At 67.7% G+C, this 17,986-nt stretch carries 14 protein-coding genes and 1 pseudogene; 9 read left to right on the top strand and 6 right to left on the bottom strand.

The features are described 5' to 3' along the window. Window positions 1-108 precede the first annotated feature (108 nt). Together AC1Q87_RS20200 and AC1Q87_RS20195 are read left to right on the top strand one after the other, a co-directional pair. Complete coding sequence (locus AC1Q87_RS20200; protein WP_492610632.1) at window positions 109-1,380, top strand: OprO/OprP family phosphate-selective porin; 1,272 nt, start codon at window positions 109-111, stop codon at window positions 1,378-1,380. A 27-nt stretch (window positions 1,381-1,407) separates the two neighbouring features. Further along, entirely contained in the window at window positions 1,408-2,448 is a 1,041-nt protein-coding gene (locus AC1Q87_RS20195) for a substrate-binding domain-containing protein (protein ID WP_492610631.1), read from the top strand. A 61-nt stretch (window positions 2,449-2,509) separates the two neighbouring features. Here the strand turns inward: AC1Q87_RS20195 and AC1Q87_RS20190 are convergent, their stop codons facing one another. The 4 genes and pseudogenes from AC1Q87_RS20190 to AC1Q87_RS20175 all read right to left on the bottom strand — a co-directional run bounded on the left by AC1Q87_RS20190 (window position 2,510) and on the right by AC1Q87_RS20175 (window position 6,034). Further along, window positions 2,510-3,742, bottom strand: coding sequence for a bifunctional alpha/beta hydrolase/OsmC family protein (locus tag AC1Q87_RS20190; RefSeq protein WP_492610630.1), 1,233 nt, complete (start codon window positions 3,740-3,742; stop codon window positions 2,510-2,512). 11 nt (window positions 3,743-3,753) lie between these two features. After that, window positions 3,754-4,851 (bottom strand): glycosyltransferase family 4 protein, encoded by a 1,098-nt coding sequence (locus tag AC1Q87_RS20185; RefSeq protein WP_492610784.1) that lies wholly within the window; start codon window positions 4,849-4,851, stop codon window positions 3,754-3,756. A gap of 111 nt (window positions 4,852-4,962) precedes the next feature. Further along, window positions 4,963-5,085, bottom strand: a pseudogene (locus AC1Q87_RS20180) (TetR family transcriptional regulator); the annotation flags it as partial. 124 nt (window positions 5,086-5,209) lie between these two features. Then, complete coding sequence (locus AC1Q87_RS20175) at window positions 5,210-6,034, bottom strand: UDP-2,3-diacylglucosamine diphosphatase (RefSeq protein ID WP_492610629.1); 825 nt, start codon at window positions 6,032-6,034, stop codon at window positions 5,210-5,212. A 153-nt stretch (window positions 6,035-6,187) separates the two neighbouring features. Between AC1Q87_RS20175 and AC1Q87_RS20170 the strand changes: the two genes are divergently transcribed. Next, window positions 6,188-6,823 carry a TetR/AcrR family transcriptional regulator gene (locus AC1Q87_RS20170; RefSeq protein WP_281372746.1) on the top strand — a complete coding sequence of 212 codons (636 nt, stop codon included), beginning with the start codon at window positions 6,188-6,190 and terminating at the stop codon, window positions 6,821-6,823. On the opposite strand, the gene AC1Q87_RS20165 is transcribed toward AC1Q87_RS20170, so the two are convergent. Beyond that, a complete protein-coding gene (locus AC1Q87_RS20165; protein ID WP_492610628.1) occupies window positions 6,820-8,574 on the bottom strand; it encodes a DUF885 domain-containing protein in 1,755 nt (584 codons plus the stop codon). The two genes, AC1Q87_RS20170 and AC1Q87_RS20165, sit on opposite strands and share 4 nt — an antisense overlap. A 171-nt stretch (window positions 8,575-8,745) precedes the next feature. Between AC1Q87_RS20165 and AC1Q87_RS20160 the strand changes: the two genes are divergently transcribed. The 3 genes from AC1Q87_RS20160 (at window position 8,746) to AC1Q87_RS20150 (ending at window position 13,398) form a co-directional block, all read left to right on the top strand. After that, on the top strand, window positions 8,746-10,152 hold the full coding sequence (locus AC1Q87_RS20160; RefSeq protein ID WP_492610627.1) for an amino acid permease: 1,407 nt from the start codon (window positions 8,746-8,748) through the stop codon (window positions 10,150-10,152). Window positions 10,153-10,351: 199 nt separating this feature from the next. Beyond that, complete coding sequence (locus AC1Q87_RS20155) at window positions 10,352-11,890, top strand: MATE family efflux transporter (RefSeq protein ID WP_492610626.1); 1,539 nt, start codon at window positions 10,352-10,354, stop codon at window positions 11,888-11,890. A 188-nt stretch (window positions 11,891-12,078) separates the two neighbouring features. Then, entirely contained in the window at window positions 12,079-13,398 is a 1,320-nt protein-coding gene (locus AC1Q87_RS20150) for an acyl-CoA dehydrogenase family protein (RefSeq protein ID WP_492610625.1), read from the top strand. Between the two features lie 41 nt (window positions 13,399-13,439). Here the strand turns inward: AC1Q87_RS20150 and AC1Q87_RS20145 are convergent, their stop codons facing one another. Next, window positions 13,440-13,979 (bottom strand): PEP-CTERM sorting domain-containing protein, encoded by a 540-nt coding sequence (locus tag AC1Q87_RS20145; RefSeq protein ID WP_492610624.1) that lies wholly within the window; start codon window positions 13,977-13,979, stop codon window positions 13,440-13,442. Between the two features lie 254 nt (window positions 13,980-14,233). Here AC1Q87_RS20145 and AC1Q87_RS20140 point away from each other — a divergent pair, with 254 nt between their 5' ends. The 3 genes from AC1Q87_RS20140 to ribB are packed head-to-tail and all read left to right on the top strand — an operon-like array spanning window position 14,234 to window position 17,702. Beyond that, window positions 14,234-16,006, top strand: coding sequence for a class I adenylate-forming enzyme family protein (locus tag AC1Q87_RS20140; RefSeq protein WP_492610623.1), 1,773 nt, complete (start codon window positions 14,234-14,236; stop codon window positions 16,004-16,006). Continuing rightward, entirely contained in the window at window positions 16,003-16,578 is a 576-nt protein-coding gene (locus AC1Q87_RS20135; RefSeq protein WP_492610622.1) for an NADPH-dependent FMN reductase, read from the top strand. The genes AC1Q87_RS20140 and AC1Q87_RS20135 overlap by 4 nt, the downstream gene beginning before the upstream one ends. Beyond that, window positions 16,575-17,702 carry a 3,4-dihydroxy-2-butanone-4-phosphate synthase gene (ribB, locus tag AC1Q87_RS20130; protein WP_492610621.1) on the top strand — a complete coding sequence of 376 codons (1,128 nt, stop codon included), beginning with the start codon at window positions 16,575-16,577 and terminating at the stop codon, window positions 17,700-17,702. The genes AC1Q87_RS20135 and ribB overlap by 4 nt, the downstream gene beginning before the upstream one ends. Window positions 17,703-17,986: the final 284 nt, after the last annotated feature.

The raw sequence follows: 17,986 nt of genomic DNA, 5'->3' as shown, positions 1-17,986 counted from the left end.
TGACGATCCGCTGTCGCTGAAGCTTGGCGGAAGCGTCACGGGACCTCGTTAAGCCGCCTCCCAAGCTCTGAAAGGGCTCACGGGGATAGCTCTACAAGGATCCTGAGAATGAAGATCAACACCTCGCTTTGCGCCGGGGCGGCGCTCGGCGTGATCGCGCTCGCCGTCGCCGGCGGCGCCCAGGCGCAAGACACCACCACCGCCTGGAAGGGCGCGCCGCAATGGACCAACGACGACGTCCAGTTCAAGGTCCGCGGCCGGGTGCTGCTGGACTACACCTATCAGGACGTCGACCGCGCCGGCGCGCTGGCCGACTACAAGACCAGCAACACTCGCGGCCGCCAGGTGTTCCTGGGCGTCGAAGGCAAGCTGAACAACTACTTCGCCTACAAGGTCGAGGGCGGTTCGTGGAACGGCGCTGCCTGGGCCTGGGATGACGTCGTCATCGAGTTCAAGCCGACCGACATGACCTCGCTGATGGTCGGCAATATCAAGGCCGCCGGCCTCGAGAACATGACCTCGACCCGCTTCATCAGCTTCATGGACCGCGGTCCGTACGGCGACATCGCAACCGACTCGTACCTGATGTCGGTGGTCGCCAAGGCCAACGGCCTGAACTGGACCGTGACCGGCCAGCTGGCGGGCGACAGCCTGAACAGCGCCGACGTCGACAACACGGCCACCGCCAATCCGGGCAGCAAGGAACGCGTCGGCGTGACCGGCCGCGTCACCTTCGCGCCGCTCAACAACGATATCGACAAGGCGCACCTGGGCCTGTGGGCGCGGACCCGCAACCACGGCGACGAAGCGGCCTTCAACTACCGCGGCCGGACCAACACCAACTACGGCAACACCCGCTACTACTCGACCGGCGCCATCGGCGACACCGACCAGACCATCGCCTTCGAAGGCGCCTATCAGCATGGTCCGTTCTCGGTGCAGGGCGAGTACGCCAGCATCAAGATCGACCGCCTGAAAACCATCCAGCCGGGCGGCGATCCGACCATCAAGACGGGCTACGCCTTCGTCAGCTTCTGGCCGACCGGCGAGCAGCGCGCCTACGACGCGGCCAAGGGTGAATTCGGTCGTCCGAAGATCCTCAACCCGATCACCGCCGGCGGCTGGGGCGGGGTCGAACTGCTGGCCCGCTACGACTACGCCGACCTGACCGACGCCTACGACACCGCGACCACCGCAGCCGGCCGGACGCTGTCGCAGGACGCCGGCAAGTACAAGGGCGTCACCCTTGGCGCCAACTACTACCCGACCTCGTACGTGCGTCTGCAGGCCAACTACACCAACGCCGACATCGACAATCCCGGCCCCGGCCGCGACGTCGAAGTCCAGCAATTCCAGGTCCGCGCGCAGCTCGACTTCTAGTCGCCGCGCCCGAAGGAGACTGAACCCATGAAGAAGCTTCTGCTCGTCGCCGCCGCCGCGGCGACCACCCTGGGCGCCGCGGCTCCGGCCTATGCCGCCCGCGACTACGTCTGGGCCGCTGGCTCGTCGACGGTGTTCCCGTTCGCGACCCGCGTGGCCGAGAACTACGCCAAGAAGACCGGCAAGAAGGCGCCCAAGGTCGAGAGCCTGGGCACCGGCGGCGGCATCAAGCTGTTCTGCGGCGGCGTCGGCGACGCCTTCCCGGACATCGCCAACGCCTCGCGTCCGATGAAGAAGTCGGAGTTTGACGCCTGCGCCGCCAAGGGCGTGAAGGACATCGTTCAGATCAAGATCGGCTTCGACGGCATCGTCGTGGCCACCGACAAGGACGGCGCCGACTACAGCTTCAAGACCGAGCACCTGTACCTGGGCCTGGCGGCCAACGTGCTGCGCCAGGGCAAATTCGTGAAGAACCCCTATGCGACCTGGGACGAGATCGGCACCGGCCTGCCGGGCAACCGCATCAACGTCTACGGCCCGCCGCCGACCTCGGGCACCCGCGACGCCTTCGTCGAGCTGGCCATCGAGGCCGGCGCCCGCAAGTTCCCGACCGCCGAGGAACTGCGCTCGAACAACGAGAAGAAGTTCAAGGAAGTGGTCGACCCGCTCCGCAAGGACGGCTGGGTCGACGCCGGCGAGAACGACAACGCCATCGTCGGCACCCTGACCAAGACCCCCGGCTCGCTGGGCGTCTTCGGCTGGTCCTACCTCGAAGAGAACATGGACAAGATCAAGGGCGCCTCGGTCAACGGCGTGAAGCCGTCGGCCCAGACGATCGCGGACGGTTCGTATCCGCTGGCCCGCTCGCTCTACATCTATGTGAAGAAGGCCAACATCGGGGTGACCCAGGGCCTGCAGGAGTACCTGAACGAGTTCGTCTCCGACGCGGCGACGGGCAAGGGCGGGTACCTGGCGAGCCGCGGCCTGATCTCGCTGCCGGCCGGCCAGCACGACGGCCAGAAGACGGTCGCCCAGAAGCTGACCCCGATGGCGCGTCCCGCCAGCTAACGGTTAGTCCCAGGAGAGACGTCGAGCGCCGCGGATCGCAAGGTCCGCGGCGTTCTTCGTTTCAGGCGCCGGCGCGGCGCACTTCGGTGCGGACGGCCGAGCTGTTCTCCAGCGTGCGGTGGACCGGGCACTTGTCGGCGATCTCGACGATCTTGGCGGCGAGGTCGTCGTCGAGCGCGCCTTCGATCGAGATCACCCGCGTGAAGCAGTCGATCTTCGGGCGGACCGGCGAATCGCCGCCGCCGACTCCGTCGCGGGCGTGGATCTTCTCGTGGCTGACATCGACCTCGATGCGGCCGAGCTCCAGGCCCTTGCGATCGGCGTAGAGCCGCAGGGTCATCGAGGTGCAGGCGCCCAGCGCCGCCGAGATGAGATCGTAGGGCGAGGGGCCGGTATCGCCGCCGCCGACGCTCTGCGGCTCGTCGGCGAACAGCCGGTGGCGGCCGGCCTGGACCGTGTTCTGGAACTTGCTGTCGCCGGTCTCCATGACCCGGACGTGCTCGATGGCCTCCTCGCCCTGCGGCTGATCGGCGGGCAGGTAGCGCGGCAGCCAGCCGCCGATCACCTGGGCCGCGAAGGCCGCGTCGTCGGGATCGGTGAGCAGGTGGTCGGCCTTGTCGAGCGAGACGAAGCTCTTCGGATGCTTGGCGGCCAGGAAGATGCGGGTGGCGTTGTCGATGCCGACGGTCTGGTCGATCGGCGAATGCAGGATCAGCAGCGGCTTCTTCATCGCCGCGATCGCCGCGCGGAGGTTGCTGCGGCGCACGTCCTCGACGAACTGCCGCTTGATGGTGAAGCGGCGTCCGCCGAGCTCGACGTCGGCTTGGCCCTCGGCCTCGATCTGCGCGAGGCTGGAGCCGAGGTTCTTCAGCGCGTGGGCGGGATCGGCCGGCGCGGCGATGGTCACGACGGCGCACACTTCCGGGATGTCCTTGGCGACGGCGAGCGCCGCCGCCCCGCCCAGCGAGTGGCCGATCAGCACCGAGGGTGCGCCGTGATGCTGGCGCAGGTAGTCGGCCGCGGCCCGCAGGTCCTCGATGTTGGAGGAGAAGTTCGTCGAGGCGAACTCGCCCTGGCTGGAGCCGAGGCCGGTGAAGTCGAAGCGCAGCACCGCCACGCCGATTCGCGTCAGGTCGGTGGCGATGCGGCGCGCGCCGAGCAGGTCCTTGGAACAGGTGAAGCAGTGCGCGAACAGGGCGTAGGCGCGAATTGGTCCGTTCGGACGGTCCAGGCGGGCGGCGAGCGTCGCCCCCGAGTGGCCGGGGAATTCGACGCGTTCGACGCTGACGGACATTGGACGGTTCCCTATGCGGCCTCCGGCCGGCGCCGGCGCACGCGGGCCAGGCGGCGCAGCTTGCGCCAGAAGCGGGTCTTCTCCGGCTCAGGATAGGGCTGGAGGTTCTTCACGAAATCCTCGGCGCAGGCCTTCCACGAGAAGCCTTCGGCGAAGGCGCGCACCGTCTTGCGGTCGAGCTTCAGGGCTTCCAGACAGGCCTCGCGCAAACCTTCGGTGGCGCTGTGGGCCAGCACGCCGGCGCCGGAACCGGGAATGATGTCGATCGGGCCGGGGGCCGGATAGGCGGCGACCGGCACGCCGGCGGCCATGGCCTCGAGGATCACCAGGCCGAAGGTGTCGGTCAGCGAGGGGAAGACGAAGACGTCGGCGCAGGAGAAGTGCGCGGCCAGCTCGTCGCCGAACTTGGCGCCGGTGAACACCGCGTTCGGATAGCGCTCCATCAGCTCGTCACGCTGCGGGCCGTCGCCGACCACCACCTTCGTGCCGGGCAGATCGAGTCCGAGGAAGGCCTCGATGTTCTTCTCCACCGCCACGCGGCCGACGGAGAGGAAGATCGGCCGGGCGAGGCCGGCGAAGATATCGGGCTCGTCCTCGCGCTTGGGGTGGAACATCACCGTGTCGACGCCGCGCGACCAGACCGAGATGTTGCCGAAGCCGTGGCGCTCCAGCTCGTCCTTCATGGTCGGGGTGGTGACCATCATGCGGCCGGACGGCTTGTGGAACCACTTCATGTAGGCGTAGCCGGCGGCCAGCGGCAAAGGCAGCCGGGCCGAGACGTATTCCGGGAAGCGGGTGTGGTAGCTGGTCGTGAACGGCAGCTTCCATTCCACGCAGATGCGGCGCGCGGCCAGGCCCAGCGGGCCCTCGGTGGCGATGTGGATGGCCTCCGGCTCGAAGGCCTTGAAGCGCTCCTGCACCGGTTCGTGCGCGGCCAGGGCGACCTTGATCTCGGGATAGGTCGGCAGCGGGAAGGTCTTGAACTGGTCGGGGCTGATCACTTCGACCGAATGGCCGAGCTCCTTGAGCTCGCCGACCACGCGGCTGAGGGTGCGGACCACGCCGTTGACCTGCGGCTCCCAGGCGTCGGTCACCAGCAGGATGCGCATCGGCTTGTGACCGTTCTCGCGCGGGGCGGTGATGGCGTCGCGGATCCGGGTCGCCGGCCGCGTGGGCGTCAGCGCCTGGGCTTGCAGCCAGGCCCAGAACGCGCCGAGCAGCGCTTCCTTGGTCGGGAAGTGGCGGTAGACGGTGCGCTCGCCGACCTCGGCCTCGGCCGCGATTTCGGCGAAGCTCAGGTCCTCGAGCGGACCGGATTCCAGCTTGCGCGCCACGGCGTGCATGATCTGGTCGCGGGTCGCCTGTTTCTGGCGGTCGCGCAGGCTCGAAGCGTAGCGGGTCGGCGGCAACATGACAGCGGGACTGTCACCAAATCAGCAGGACTGTCAATCAGGGGTGATCCGCGGCTCAGGCCGCCGCCGGGGTGGGCAGCGGCTCGACCGGCTCGACCAGGCGGATGGTCCGGTCGATGGCCGACCACGAGCGAAGCTTGGCCCAGTGGAGGATCTCGAGCGTTCCGTCATGGTGCTCGACCAGGGCCGAGCAGCTCTCCACCCAGTCGCCGTCGTTGATATAGGCGATCCCGTCGATGTCGCGCATCTCGGCTTTGTGAATGTGTCCACAGATGACTCCATCGACGCCGCGGCGGCGGGCCTCGTCGGCGACCGCCGCTTCGAAGTTCTCGACGAACTGCAGGGCGTTCTTGACCCGGGTCTTCAGGAACGCCGAGAGGCTCCAGTAGCCGAAGCCCAGACGACGGCGGACGCGGTTGAACAGGGTGTTGGCGGCGATCAGCGCGCGGTAGGCGTAGTCGCCGACGAAGGCCAGCCAGCGGGCGTGCTGGACCACGCCGTCGAACTCGTCGCCATGCAGCACCAGGAAACGCTTGCCGTCGGCGGTCTCGTGGATGGCGTCGCGCACCACGACCACGCCGCCGAAGTGGACCCCGACGAATTCGCGCACGCGGTCGTCGTGGTTGCCCGGGACATAGATGACGTTCACGCCCTTGCGGGCCATGCGCAGGATCTTTTGCACCACGTCGTTGTGGGACTGCGGCCAGTGCCAGCCCGAGCGCAGCTTCCACCCGTCGACGATGTCGCCGACCAGGTAGAGGCTCTCGCACTCGATGTGGCGTATGAAGTCGAGCAACAACTCGGCCTGACAGCCCTTGGTGCCCAGATGAACGTCGGAGATGAATACCGCGCGGTAGTTGCGGATCGCCAGATCTGCCATTCCGTGCCCCCTTGGCCGGCCAGAACTGCTCATCGGTTAGGCTGCTTGCATGTCATTCTCATGAAAGCGGTCGCGCCCCTTTTGTCGCGGCGCCTTTTGAATTAAGGGTTTGGTTGAGGCCGACCCTCCCCCGGTCTTCCGAAATAAGGTCCGATGGACGCCCGAACCTATCCTGCGAAGGAGACGCCGAAGTCTCGGCGCACCCGCGCGCGTATTCTCGACGCGGCCATGAGGCTGTTTGCTGAAACCGGCTATCACGCGGCGACCAACGCCATGATCGCCGACGCGGCGAACCTGACCCGTGGCGCGATGCTCTATCATTTCGCCAGCCGTGAAGAGCTGGTCGAGGCGGCCATCGCCTACATCGAGGTCGAGCGGGCGCGGCTATTTGAACAGGCGGCATCCGGCCCGATGGCGCCGGGCGTGGACGCCGCCGAGCACGCGATCGACGCCTATTGGGCGCTGCTGCACGAAATTCCGTTCATCGCCTTCGCCGAACTCGAGGCCGCTGCGCGCACCGATGCGATGCTGCGCGTGCGGCTGGCCGACGCGCAGAGCGCCTTCGACCGCAACCAGGTCGGCGACCGCTTCCTGGCCCTGGCCCAGGCCGGCGTCGATCCGCGTTTCCAGACCAGCCGCGACCTCGGGCGGTTCCTGCTGGAAGGCATGGCGCGCGGCGCGATGACCTATGACGAGCCGGCCCGCAAGGAGCGGCTGCTGATGGTGGTCAAGCGCGCCGTGCGGGTGCTGAACCGCAAGGGCGACGTTCAGGAGCTTTGGCCGGACTAGGAGCCGGCCCGCGCCGTCTCGGCGGCGATCCAGCCGTCCATCCGCCGCTCCAGCATGTCGAGCGGCATCGGGCCGTCCAGCAGCATGGCGTCGTGAAAGCGGCGAATGTCGAAGCGCTCGCCCAACTGCGCCTTGGCCTTCTCGCGGATGGCCACGATCCGCATCTCGCCGGTCTTGTAGGCCAGCGCCTGGCCCGGCCAGGAGACATAGCGCGCCAGTTCGACCTCGATGTTCAGGGGCGAGAGGGCCGAGTTCTTCGCGAAGCACTCGCGGGCCTGATCCAGGCTCCAGCCCTTCCAGTGCAGGCCGGTGTCGGCCACCAGCCTGCAGGCGCGCCACATCTCGTAGGACAGCCGGCCGAAGCGCTCATAGGGGTCCCGATAGATGCCCATCTCGCCGCCCAGCTTCTCGGCGTAGAGGCCCCAGCCCTCGGTGAAGGCGGTGACGTTCGCCTCGCGGCGGAAGTAGGGGACGCCCTCGGCTTCCTGGCCGAGCGCGATCTGCAGGTGATGGCCGGGGACGGCCTCGTGCAGGGTCAGGGCCGGCAGTTCGTAGAGCGGCCGTTGGGGCAGGTCGTAGGTGTTGACCATGTAGCCGCCGGCGATCCCCAGCTTGGGATTGCCCGAGAAGTAGCGGCCGGTGGTGTAGGTCTTCTCGATGTCGGCCGGCACCGGCCGCACGCCATAGGTCAGGCGCGGCAGGGTCGCGAACCAGGCCGGCAGCTGATCGTCGATCCGCTTGGCGATTTCGGAGGCCTTCTCCAGCAGCGCCTGGCGGCTGGCGACATAGAACTGCGGGTCGCTGCGCAGGTGCGCCTGGAACGCGGCGAAGTCGCCCTTGAACCCGGTCTCGGCGATGACCGCGTCCATCTCGCGGCGGATGCGGGCGACTTCGGCCAGGCCGTTCTGGTGGATCTGGTCCGGCGTCAGCGCGGTCGTCGTGTGGTCGGCGACCAGCCAGGCGTAGTAGCGCTCGCCGTTCGGCAGGCTGCGGGCGGCCAGGTTCCGGCGGGCCTTGGGTAGATACTCGGTCTCCAGGAAGGTCACGAACTGCGCCTGGGCGGGGCGCAGCCCGTCGCGAATGGCGGCGAGGGCCTGCGCGCGCAGCGCCGCCCGCTCGGCGGCGGGGATCTCGGCCGGCAGCCGATCGAGCGGCGCCAGCAGCGGATCGCTCTCCGCCGGGACGGCGGCCTGTTCGCGGGCGCGGGCCAGCACCTGTTCGGCGGTGGCGCGCGGCTGGGTGAAGCCGGACTTCGCCCCGCGCCGGGCGTTGGCGATCTCGGTGGCGTAGTAGGCCGGCGCGGCGTTCAGGCGGTCGATCCAGGCGCGGGCGTCGGCGAGGCTGCGCATCGGCGTCGAGGAGGCGAGATAGCCGAGCGTCCAGTGAAAGCCGCCGTCCGAGGAGAACGGCATCCGCGCTTCGTCGAAGGCCAGGCTCTGGCGCTGGCGATCGACCGTCCAGCCGAGAAACTCGCGGTTGATGCGGCCCTCGTCCGATAGGTCGCCGGCGACGATGGCCTCGGCGCGGGCGGCGAAGTTCTTCAGGGCGGCGGCGCGGGCCGCATCCGCGGCAGGCGAATTGTCGGGCAGGCGCGAAAGCGCGGCGCGGTCGCCCTGCTGCCCCGCCTCGATCGGGTTCTGCGACAGGCTGTAGAGCTCGTAGTCGGCGATCAGCCGGTCGAGCGCCGCGTCGTCCGCGAATGCGGGCGTGGCGCCCAGGGCGAGAACGAGGGCCAGCGGCGCGAGACGCATAATCAGTCCACCTTCACAATGAGTTCAGGAAAGCTGGCGCCTGCGCTGTCCCTCGCCAAGGTATTTTCGGCTAACAACGCTCGCCGGACGGCGAAGAATCATCCCACTTCAAGTGTCGTGCGCGGCGCCTCATGTTCGCGCGACAAGAAAAAGAGCTCTCGGGGGAAGTCCATGAGTTTCGTGACGCGTCGCAAGTCTCTGGAGCCGCCGCCGGCCCACGACGGGCATAGCCTGATCCCGACGCTCGGCTGGCCGCATCTGGTGGCGCTCGGCGTCGGCGCGATCATCGGCACCGGCATCTATACCCTGACCGGCGTCGCCGCCGGGCTGGCCGGGCCGGCGGTGATCCTGTCCTTCGCGCTGGCCGGGGCGGTCTGCGCCTTCGCCGCGCTCTGCTACGCCGAGATGTCGACGATGATGCCCCAGGCGGGCAGCGCCTACACCTATTCCTATGTCGGGATGGGCGAGCTGGCGGCGTGGATCGTCGGCTGGAGCCTGATCCTCGAATACACCGTCGTCTGCTCGACCGTGGCCGTGGGCTGGTCGGGCTATGCCGGCGGCCTGATGCACCAAGCCGGCTGGGCCGTGCCGCAGGCGCTGCTGGCCGGGCCGCACGCGGGCGGGATCATCAACGTCCCGGCCATCTTCATCACCCTGGTGGTCAGCGCGCTGCTGCTGGTCGGCACGCGCGAGAGCGCCACGGTCAATTTCATCCTGGTGATCGTGAAGATCATCGCCCTGGCCGCCTTCGTCGCCCTGACGCTCCCGGCGTTCGACGCCGCGCACTTCGAACCCTTCGCACCGTTCGGTTACGGCGCGACCATGGACGCCGACGGCGTCAAGCGCGGGGTGGCCGCGGCGGCCGGCATCATCTTCTTCGCCTTCTACGGCTTCGATGCGATCTCGACGGCGGCCGAGGAGACCAAGAACCCGGGGCGCGACCTGACCATCGGCATCATCGGCTCGATGTTCGCCTGCACCGCCATCTACATGATCGTCGCGGCCGCGGCGCTGGGCGCCTCGCCGTTCGACGTGTTCTCCAAGAGCCCCGAACCTCTCGCCTACATCCTGCGCAGCCTTGACCATCCGCAAGTGGCGGCCGTGGTCGCCGGGGCCGCGGTGGTCGCCCTGCCGACCGTGATCATGGTGTTCATGTTCGGCCAGAGCCGGATCTTCTTCGCCATGGCGCGCGACGGCCTGCTGCCGCGTCGACTGTCCAGGGTTGGCGCGCGCGGCGTGCCGGCGCCGGTGATCATCCTGACCGGCGTCGTCGCAGCGACCATCGCCGGTTTCCTGCCGCTCGACGAGATCGCCGCCCTGGCCAACGCCGGCACCCTGCTGGCCTTCATCGCCACCGCCATCGCCATGATGCTGATGCGCCGCCGCGCGCCCGAGCTGCCGCGACCGTTCCGCACGCCGCTCTGGTGGATCGTCGGCCCGGCGGCGGTGATCGGGTGCCTCTATCTGTTCACCACCCTGCCGGTATCGACCCTGATCAACTTCCTGATCTGGAACGCGATCGGCGTCGTCGCCTATCTGGCCTACGGCCGGGTGAAGAGCCGGTTGGCGACGGCGTAGTCGGTCTCGCGACCCGGGCGCGCCGAGCCGCCCGGGTCGATTTCTCCACCTTCGTTCCAGCCCTGCTTGAGGCGACGCAGACGCGCGCCTACAGTCGCTTCGCCTGCCGCCCGGGGCGTAAGCAAATCAGCGTCCTCATTTTCAAGGGCGAGGTCGGGCGGCCGGAAGGCGCATATTCTTCAGCGCCCTGGGGAGCGAAGTGGATTCAGCGGTAAAGAAGGGCGCGTCAGCGCCTGCCGGTCGTCCCGGCGGCATGCAGGACCTGACCACCGGTCCGATCGGCAAGACCCTGATCGTGTTCGCCCTGCCGGTGCTGGGCTCCAACATCCTGCAATCGCTGAACGGATCGGCCAACGCCATCTGGGTCAGCCACGTGCTGGGCGAGGCGGCGCTGACCGCCACCGTCAACGCCAACAACATCTTCTTCCTGATGCTGGGCGCGGTGTTCGGCATGACCATGGCCGCGAACCTGCTGATCTCGCAGTCCGTCGGCGCCAAGGACGTGGCGACGGTCAAGCGGGTGGTCGGATCGGCCTCGACCTTCTTCCTGGTGCTGTCGCTGTCGGTCGGGGTGGCCGGTTATCTGCTGACGCCCACGATCCTGAGGCTCATGCAGACGCCGCCGGACGCGACGCGCGACGCGGTCACCTATCTGCGGGTGATCTTCGCGGCGATGCCGTTCATGTACTTCTTCTCGTTCGTGATGATGGCCCAGCGCGGGGCGGGGGACTCCAAGACCCCGTTCTGGTTCTCGGTCGCCGCGGTCGGGTTGGACGTGATCCTGAATCCGATGCTGATCACGGGCTTTGGCCCGTTCCCGCGGATGGGCATCGCCGGATCGGCGACCGCGACCCTGGTCAGCCAGACGCTGACCCTGGCGGCGATGATCGTCTATCTCTACCGCACGGACAGCGTGCTGATCCTCAAGCGCGGCGACTGGAAGCTGTTCCGCCCCGAGCTGGCGATCATCAAGACGCTGGTGGTCAAGGGCTTCCCGATGGCGCTGCAGATGCTGGTCATCTCCGGCGCGGCGGTGCTGATGATCCGCTTCGTCAACGCCTACGGCTCGGCCACGGCGGCCGGTTACGGGGCGGCGATCCAGCTCTGGACCTATATTCAGATGCCGGCCATGGCGCTGGGCGCGGCGGTGTCGTCGATGGCGGCCCAGAACGTCGGCGCGGGCAAGATGGACCGGGTCAACCAGGTCGCCCGCAAGGGCGTGATCATCGCCGCCTTCATGACCGGGATCCCGGTGGCGCTGATCTATCTGGTCGAGCCCTATGTGCTGATGGCCTTCCTGCCCAGCGACAGCCCGTCGCTGGCGATCGCCATGCACATCAACGCTTTTGCGCTGTGGGGCTTCATCCCCTTCGGCATGGCCTTCGTACTGAACGGCATCATCCGCGCCACCGGCGCGGTCTGGCCGCCGCTGCTCGGGCTGCTGATCTCGATGTGGTTTGTGCGCATCCCGTTCGCACACTTTCTCGAGCCGGTCCTGGGACAGGACGCCGTGTGGTGGAGTTTCCCGCTCGGCTCGATCATGTCGCTGGTGCTGGCGGCCGGCTATTATCGCTGGGGCGGCTGGCGGAAGGCCAAGCTCATGGAGGGCATCCCCGTGGGATCGGCGCCCGACACCGGCATGAGCCCGCCGGTCGTCGCCGAGGAGACCGAGGCGCTCGACGCCGCGCGTCACGCTGCCGATGCGTCGAAGATCCCCGCCAAGGCCCCGGCCGAGTAGGGCCGAGTCTAGAAAACGCACCTAAGCCGCATCGGCGACGTTGCGTCACGCAAACAAGCGTTTGATAATGTCAGCAAGCGTCGGCGGCTAAGCGGCTGTCTGCGCGAAACAATTCTGAGCGGCTGCGCGATCGGCCATACCGTTTTTTTGAAAAATCGCAAATTGTAAGCAGAGATGGGAGACGCCAGATGGCGTGGGATTTCGAAACCGACCCCGAATTCCAGAAGAAGCTGGACTGGATCGAGGACTTCATGCGCGAGGAGGTCGAGCCGCTCTCGCAGCTGGGCCTGGCCGTGCGCGGCACGCTCGGCCGCGAGAAGTTCATCAAGCCGCTGCAGCAGAAGGTGAAGGACCAGGGCCTCTGGGCCTGCCACCTCGGTCCGGAACTGGGCGGCCAGGGCTATGGCCAGCTCAAGCTCGGCCTGATGAACGAGAAGCTGGGCCGCAACAGCCTGGCGCCGACCATCTTCGGCTGCCAGGCGCCCGACACCGGCAACGCCGAGATCATCGCCCACTACGGCACCGACAAGCAAAAGGAGCAGTACCTCTGGCCGCTGCTCAACGGCGACATCCGTTCGGCCTTCTCGATGAGCGAGCCGACCGGCGGTTCCGACCCGCTGACCTTCAAGACCCGCGCCGTGCTCGACGGCGACGAGTGGGTGATCAACGGCGAGAAGTGGTTCTCGACCAACGCCCGCTATTCGAAGGTGCTGGTGCTCTATGCGGTGACCGATCCGGACGCCAAGGACCCCTATCGCCGGACCTCGATCTTCCTGGTGCCCACCGACACCCCCGGCGTCGAGATCATCCGCAATGTCGGCGTCGGCAGCGGCGAGATCGGCAACGGCAGCGAGGGATACGTCCGCTACAATAACGTCCGCGTGCCGTACGACGCGCTGCTGGGCGAGCGGGGCGCGGCCTTCGTGATCGCCCAGGTCCGCCTGGGCGGCGGCCGGGTCCACCACGCCATGCGCACCGTCGGGGCCTGCAAGCACGCGCTGGACCTGATGTGCCGCCGGGCGGTCTCGCGGACCACCCGCGACGGCAAGCTCGCCGACCTGCAGATGGTCCAGGAGCAGATCGCCGACAGCTGGATCGCGGTCGAGCAGTTCCGCCTGCTGGTGCTGCGCACCGCCTGGCTGATCGACAAGCACAAGGACTACAACATGGTCCGCAAGGACATCGCCGCCATCAAGGTCGCGATGCCCAAGGTCTATAACGACGTGGCCACCAAGGCCGCCCACCTGCACGGCGCGCTCGGCGTCTCCAACGAGATGCCGTTCATGCACATGGTCACCTCATCGCTGGTCATGGGCATCGCCGACGGCCCGACCGAGGTCCACAAGGTGACCCTGGCCAAGCAGGTGCTGAAGGACTACCGGCCCGACAACGACCTGTTCCCGAACTACCACATCCCGCGCCTCAAGGAGGCGGCCGAGGAGAAGTACGCCAAGGAACTGGGCGAGCTGAAGGAAGCCTATCGCGCCCAGCGCGCACAGGAAGCCTAGCTGTGACAAGAGAGGCGACCGGCAGGTCGCCTCTCATCGCATCATGCAGGTACCGGTACCGGGCGAGCGCGTCGGATGGCGGAGCCGAGCCCGAAGAAGCCGATCAGCATCAGCGCCCAGACGCCCGGTTCGGGGACCGCAGTGACGTCTTTGAACGAGACCGAGCCGGTGTAGGTGTTCCCGTACGGGCCGGCCACCGTGCTGTAGGAGAGCCAGGCCAGGATCGGCTGGTCGCCGGCCGGGTTCTTGATGTGCACGAAGAAGTCGTCGGTTCCCATGTAGAGCCCTCCGGCGCCGCCGCTGCTTCCACCGAAGTGAAGCGTGTCCAGCCAGTCCCAGTACGCATAGGAAAACGGCGAGTCGGTCGATGCGCTCGCATAGTGCAACGTCGCTCCGGTCGTGGTCGTCATGGTCGCAACGGTCGGGTCGAATGTGATGGTCGCCGAGCCTACGAACGTATCGATCGGCCCCCAATCCATCGGCGCTGAAAAGGTGAAGGTCCGCGTGACGGTCGCGGCGGAAGCTCCGCCTGCGGCGGCTACGGCGAGCGCGGCCAATAGGCCGGTGATCAGTGTCCTCAAGTGTCCCCCCAATTGGATTTGAGCGCGAAGCCGTCGGCTCCGGAAGCCGAGGCTGTCGCTAAGCTCGGCGGAGCCTCAAGAAAAATCAACCATAAGGGGAAGCGCGATCGATCATTCAATCAGATGTTGGATTGGTTGGGCTCCAGGCGCGTGGAAGGCAGGCCTTTGAATCGCTTTGCCTCCCGTAGCGGATGGCGATTATCTGAGGACTTTCGCGATCCGATTTCGACGCCGCCGTACAATTTGGAATTTCCATGTCAGACGTCCTCAATTCCTCCATTCACGCTGCGGCGCCCGCCTGGCCGGTGATGAGCCTGGCTGAGGCCCACGCGCAGTTGACCGCCCCGGGCCAGCGCTTCGAGATCGAGGAAAAGCCGATCCGCGGGATCGTGACCCGCACCTGGAAGAATGCGCCGCCGACCCTGCGCGACATCTTCCTCAACGGCCGCACCTTCAAGGACCGCGAGTTCCTGGTCTACGAGAACGACCGCGCCACCTTCGAGAGCTTCGCACGGGCGACCATCGCGCTGGCCCACCAGCTGCAGGCCGACGGCGTGAAGAAGGGCGACCGCGTCGCGGTTATCATGCGCAACATCCCCGAATGGCCGGTGGCGTTCTGGGCCGGAATCCTGGTCGGGGCGATCGTCACGCCGCTGAACGCCTGGTGGACGGGGCCCGAGCTCGAATACGGACTGGCCGACTCCGGGACCAAGGTCGCCATCGTCGACGACGAGCGGCTGGAGCGCATCACCGCGTCGTTCCCGAACCTGCCGGATCTGCAGAAGGTGTATGTCCCGAGGCTCGCGAACGCCCCGAGCGACGACAAGGTGCGCCGTCTGGAAGACGTCATCGGCCAGGTCAACGACTGGGGCCGGCTGCCCGACCAGCCGCTGCCGGACGTCGCGCTCGAGCCGGAGGACGACGCCACCATTCTCTATACGTCGGGAACGACCGGCAAGCCGAAGGGCGCGCTCGGCACCCACCGCAACATGACCGCGAACATCATGGCCAGCGGCATCTCGGCGACGCGCAACTTCCTGCGCGCGGGCCAGCCGCTGCCGGAGAGCGATCCGCACAAGCTGCCGCAGCGGGTCAATCTGCTGGTCGTGCCGATGTTCCACGCCACCGGCCTGTCGGCGAACCTGTCGCCGGCGATGAACTCCGGCGGCAAGATCGTGCTGATGCGCCGCTGGGACACCGAGCCGGCGATGGCGCTGATCGAGCGCGAGAAGGTCAACTCGACCGGCGGGGTGCCGACCATCGCCTGGCAGCTGATCGAGCATCCGGCCCGCGGTAAGTACGACCTGTCCTCGCTGCAGTCGGTGGCCTACGGCGGCGCGCCGTCCGCGCCCGAGCTGGTGCGCAAGATCGTCGAGGTGTTCCCGGCCTCGCAGCCCGGCAACGGCTGGGGCATGACCGAGACCACGGCGACCTTCACCTCTCACCTGGGCAAGGACTACGAGAATCGCCCGGCCAGCGCCGGCCCCGCCGCGCCGGTCGGCGAGATGCAGATCCGCGATCCGGCCGATGGCAAGACGGTGCTGGCCCCCGACGCAGTCGGCGAGCTGTGGGTCAAGGGCCCGCAGGTCGTGAAGGGCTACTGGAACAAGCCGGAGGCCACCGCCGAGACCTTCGTCGACGGCTGGCTGCGCACCGGCGACCTGGCGCGGATCGACGAGGAAGGCTTCCTCTTCATCATCGACCGGGCCAAGGACATGCTGATCCGCGGCGGCGAAAACATCTACTGCGTGGAGGTGGAGAACGTGCTCTACGACCACCCCGACGTCATGGACGCCGCGCTGGTCGGCCGGCCGCACAAGACCCTCGGCGAGGAGCCGGTGGCGGTGGTGCACCTCAAGCCCGGCGGGACCGCCGGCGAGGACGAGCTGCGCGCCTTCGTCCGCGAGCGTCTGGCGGCCTTCAAGGTCCCCGTGGAGGTGCGGTTCTGGCCCGAGACGCTGCCGCGCAACGCCAACGGCAAGATCGTGAAGACCGAACTGAAGAAGCTGTTCGAGGGGACCTCATGAGTTCGCGCAAGCCGCTGATCGTCGGCATCGGCGGCACCACCCGGATCGGTTCGAGCACCGAGCGGGCGTTGAGCGTCGCCTTGCGGGCGGTCGAGGCCGGGGGCGGGGAGACCCGCTTGCTGGGCGGCGAGTTCCTCGCCCGCCTGCCGATCTACAATCCGGCGAGCGCCGAGGCGACGCCCGAACAGCTTGAGCTGGCGCAGGCCGTGCGCGAGGCCGACGGGGTGATCGTCGCCTCGCCGGGCTATCACGGCTCGATCTCGGGGGTGATCAAGAACGCGCTCGACACCCTTGAGATGCTGCGCGGCGATGATCGGCCCTATCTGACCGACCGGGCGGTGGGCTGCGTCATCACCGCCGATGGCTGGCAGGCGGCCGGAACCACCTTGACCACCCTGCGCTCGATCGTACATGCGCTGCGGGGCTGGCCGACACCGTTCGGCGCGGCCCTGAACGCGACGACGGGTCTGTTCGACGCCGAGGGCGGCTGTATCGAGGCGAAGGACGCCTGGCAGCTGGCCACGGTCGGCGAGCAGGTCCTGGACTTCGCCAAGATGAAAGCCCGACTATGACCACCGCCCACCCAGACGATGCGCCTCACGAGTCGGCGATCTCCCCCATCGAGGACATCATCGAGGACGCCCGCAACGGGCGGCCCTACATCCTGGTCGACGCCGAGGACCGCGAGAACGAGGGCGACGTCATCATCCCGGCGCAGTTCGCCACGCCGGACCAGATCAACTTCATGGCCAAGCACGCGCGCGGCCTGATCTGCCTGTCGATCAGCGCCGAGCGGGCGCGGGCGCTGCGGCTGCCGCCGATGGCGATCGACAACCAGTCGGGCCACGGCACCGCCTTCACCGTCTCGATCGAGGCGCGCGAGGGGGTGACGACGGGGATCTCGGCCCATGACCGCGCCCACACCATCGCCGTGGCGGTGGATCCGACCAAGGTGGCGGACGACATCGTCTCGCCTGGACACGTGTTCCCGCTGGTCGCCAAGGACGGCGGCGTGCTGGTCCGCGCCGGCCACACCGAGGCGGCGGTCGACATCAGCCGCATGGCCGGCCTTAACCCGGCCGGGGTGATCTGCGAGATCATGAAGGACGACGGGTCGATGGCGCGCCTGCCCGACCTGATCTCCTTCGCTCAGCTGCATGGCCTGAAGATCGGCACCATCGCCGACCTGATCGCCTATCGCCGGCGGACCGAGCGCCAGGTGGAGCGGGTGCTGGAGACGCCGTTCGACAGCGCATTTGGCGGCCGCTTCCGGATGGTCATCTACCGGAACATTCTCGACAAGACCGAGCACGTGGTCCTGACCAAGGGCAAGATCGACGCCGACAAGCCGACCCTGGTGCGCATGCACCGCGTCGACCTGGCCGCGGACATGCTCGGCCACAACGAATCGCGCCGCGACTACGTCCCGCGCGCCTTGCAGGCGATCGCCGACTATGACGGCGCAGGGGTGGCGGTGTTCATCCGCGATTCGAACCCGGCCTGGCTGTCGGAGCGCTATGGCGCAGAGCCGGGCGCCGATCTCGGCGCCAACGTGCTGCGCGACTACGGCGTCGGCGCGCAGATTCTGCTGGATCTCGGCGTTCGCGACATGGAGCTGCTGTCCAACTCGGCCACCGTGCTGCCGGGTTCGGGGGGCTATGGCCTGCGGATCGTCGGGCGCCGGCCGCTGGCCTAGCCGCGCCAAGGCAAGCGCAGCCGTCATCTGCGGTCAATCTTGCCGCAGGTTGTGAAAAGCGCTTGCCATGTGAACGGCTCGTGACTAAGTTCCGCTCCTTCGATCGATCGCCGCGGCGCTCTGGGGAATACCTACCGGATCCCCCGCGGTGATTTTTGCGCTGAATTTCGGGCTTCCGAAGCTTCCGCGAAAAAGACTGAAAAGTCCGGTTGACGAGGACGGGGCGGCCCTCTAGATAGCCGCCTCCCTGGACGGGGACGCCGCCGGGACGAACTTCGGAAGAC

Source organism: Phenylobacterium sp. GW823-FHT02A09, assembly GCF_058797775.1.
Note: the sequence above shows the minus strand (reverse complement) of the source record. Positions and strands in the feature narration are given on the sequence as shown.

Excerpts from the sequence above, each read along its gene's own strand:
- AC1Q87_RS20140 (WP_492610623.1), top strand. The coding sequence starts at position 14,234 with ATGTCAGACGTCCTCAATTCCTCCATTCACGCTGCGGCGCCCGCCTGG.
- ribB (WP_492610621.1), top strand. The coding sequence starts at position 16,575 with ATGACCACCGCCCACCCAGACGATGCGCCTCACGAGTCGGCGATCTCC.
- AC1Q87_RS20150 (WP_492610625.1), top strand. The coding sequence starts at position 12,079 with ATGGCGTGGGATTTCGAAACCGACCCCGAATTCCAGAAGAAGCTGGAC.
- AC1Q87_RS20175 (WP_492610629.1), bottom strand. The coding sequence starts at position 6,034 with ATGGCAGATCTGGCGATCCGCAACTACCGCGCGGTATTCATCTCCGAC.
- AC1Q87_RS20195 (WP_492610631.1), top strand. The coding sequence starts at position 1,408 with ATGAAGAAGCTTCTGCTCGTCGCCGCCGCCGCGGCGACCACCCTGGGC.
- AC1Q87_RS20185 (WP_492610784.1), bottom strand. The coding sequence starts at position 4,851 with ATGCGCATCCTGCTGGTGACCGACGCCTGGGAGCCGCAGGTCAACGGC.
- AC1Q87_RS20160 (WP_492610627.1), top strand. The coding sequence starts at position 8,746 with ATGAGTTTCGTGACGCGTCGCAAGTCTCTGGAGCCGCCGCCGGCCCAC.
- AC1Q87_RS20190 (WP_492610630.1), bottom strand. The coding sequence starts at position 3,742 with ATGTCCGTCAGCGTCGAACGCGTCGAATTCCCCGGCCACTCGGGGGCG.
- AC1Q87_RS20135 (WP_492610622.1), top strand. The coding sequence starts at position 16,003 with ATGAGTTCGCGCAAGCCGCTGATCGTCGGCATCGGCGGCACCACCCGG.
- AC1Q87_RS20170 (WP_281372746.1), top strand. The coding sequence starts at position 6,188 with ATGGACGCCCGAACCTATCCTGCGAAGGAGACGCCGAAGTCTCGGCGC.
- AC1Q87_RS20165 (WP_492610628.1), bottom strand. The coding sequence starts at position 8,574 with ATGCGTCTCGCGCCGCTGGCCCTCGTTCTCGCCCTGGGCGCCACGCCC.
- AC1Q87_RS20200 (WP_492610632.1), top strand. The coding sequence starts at position 109 with ATGAAGATCAACACCTCGCTTTGCGCCGGGGCGGCGCTCGGCGTGATC.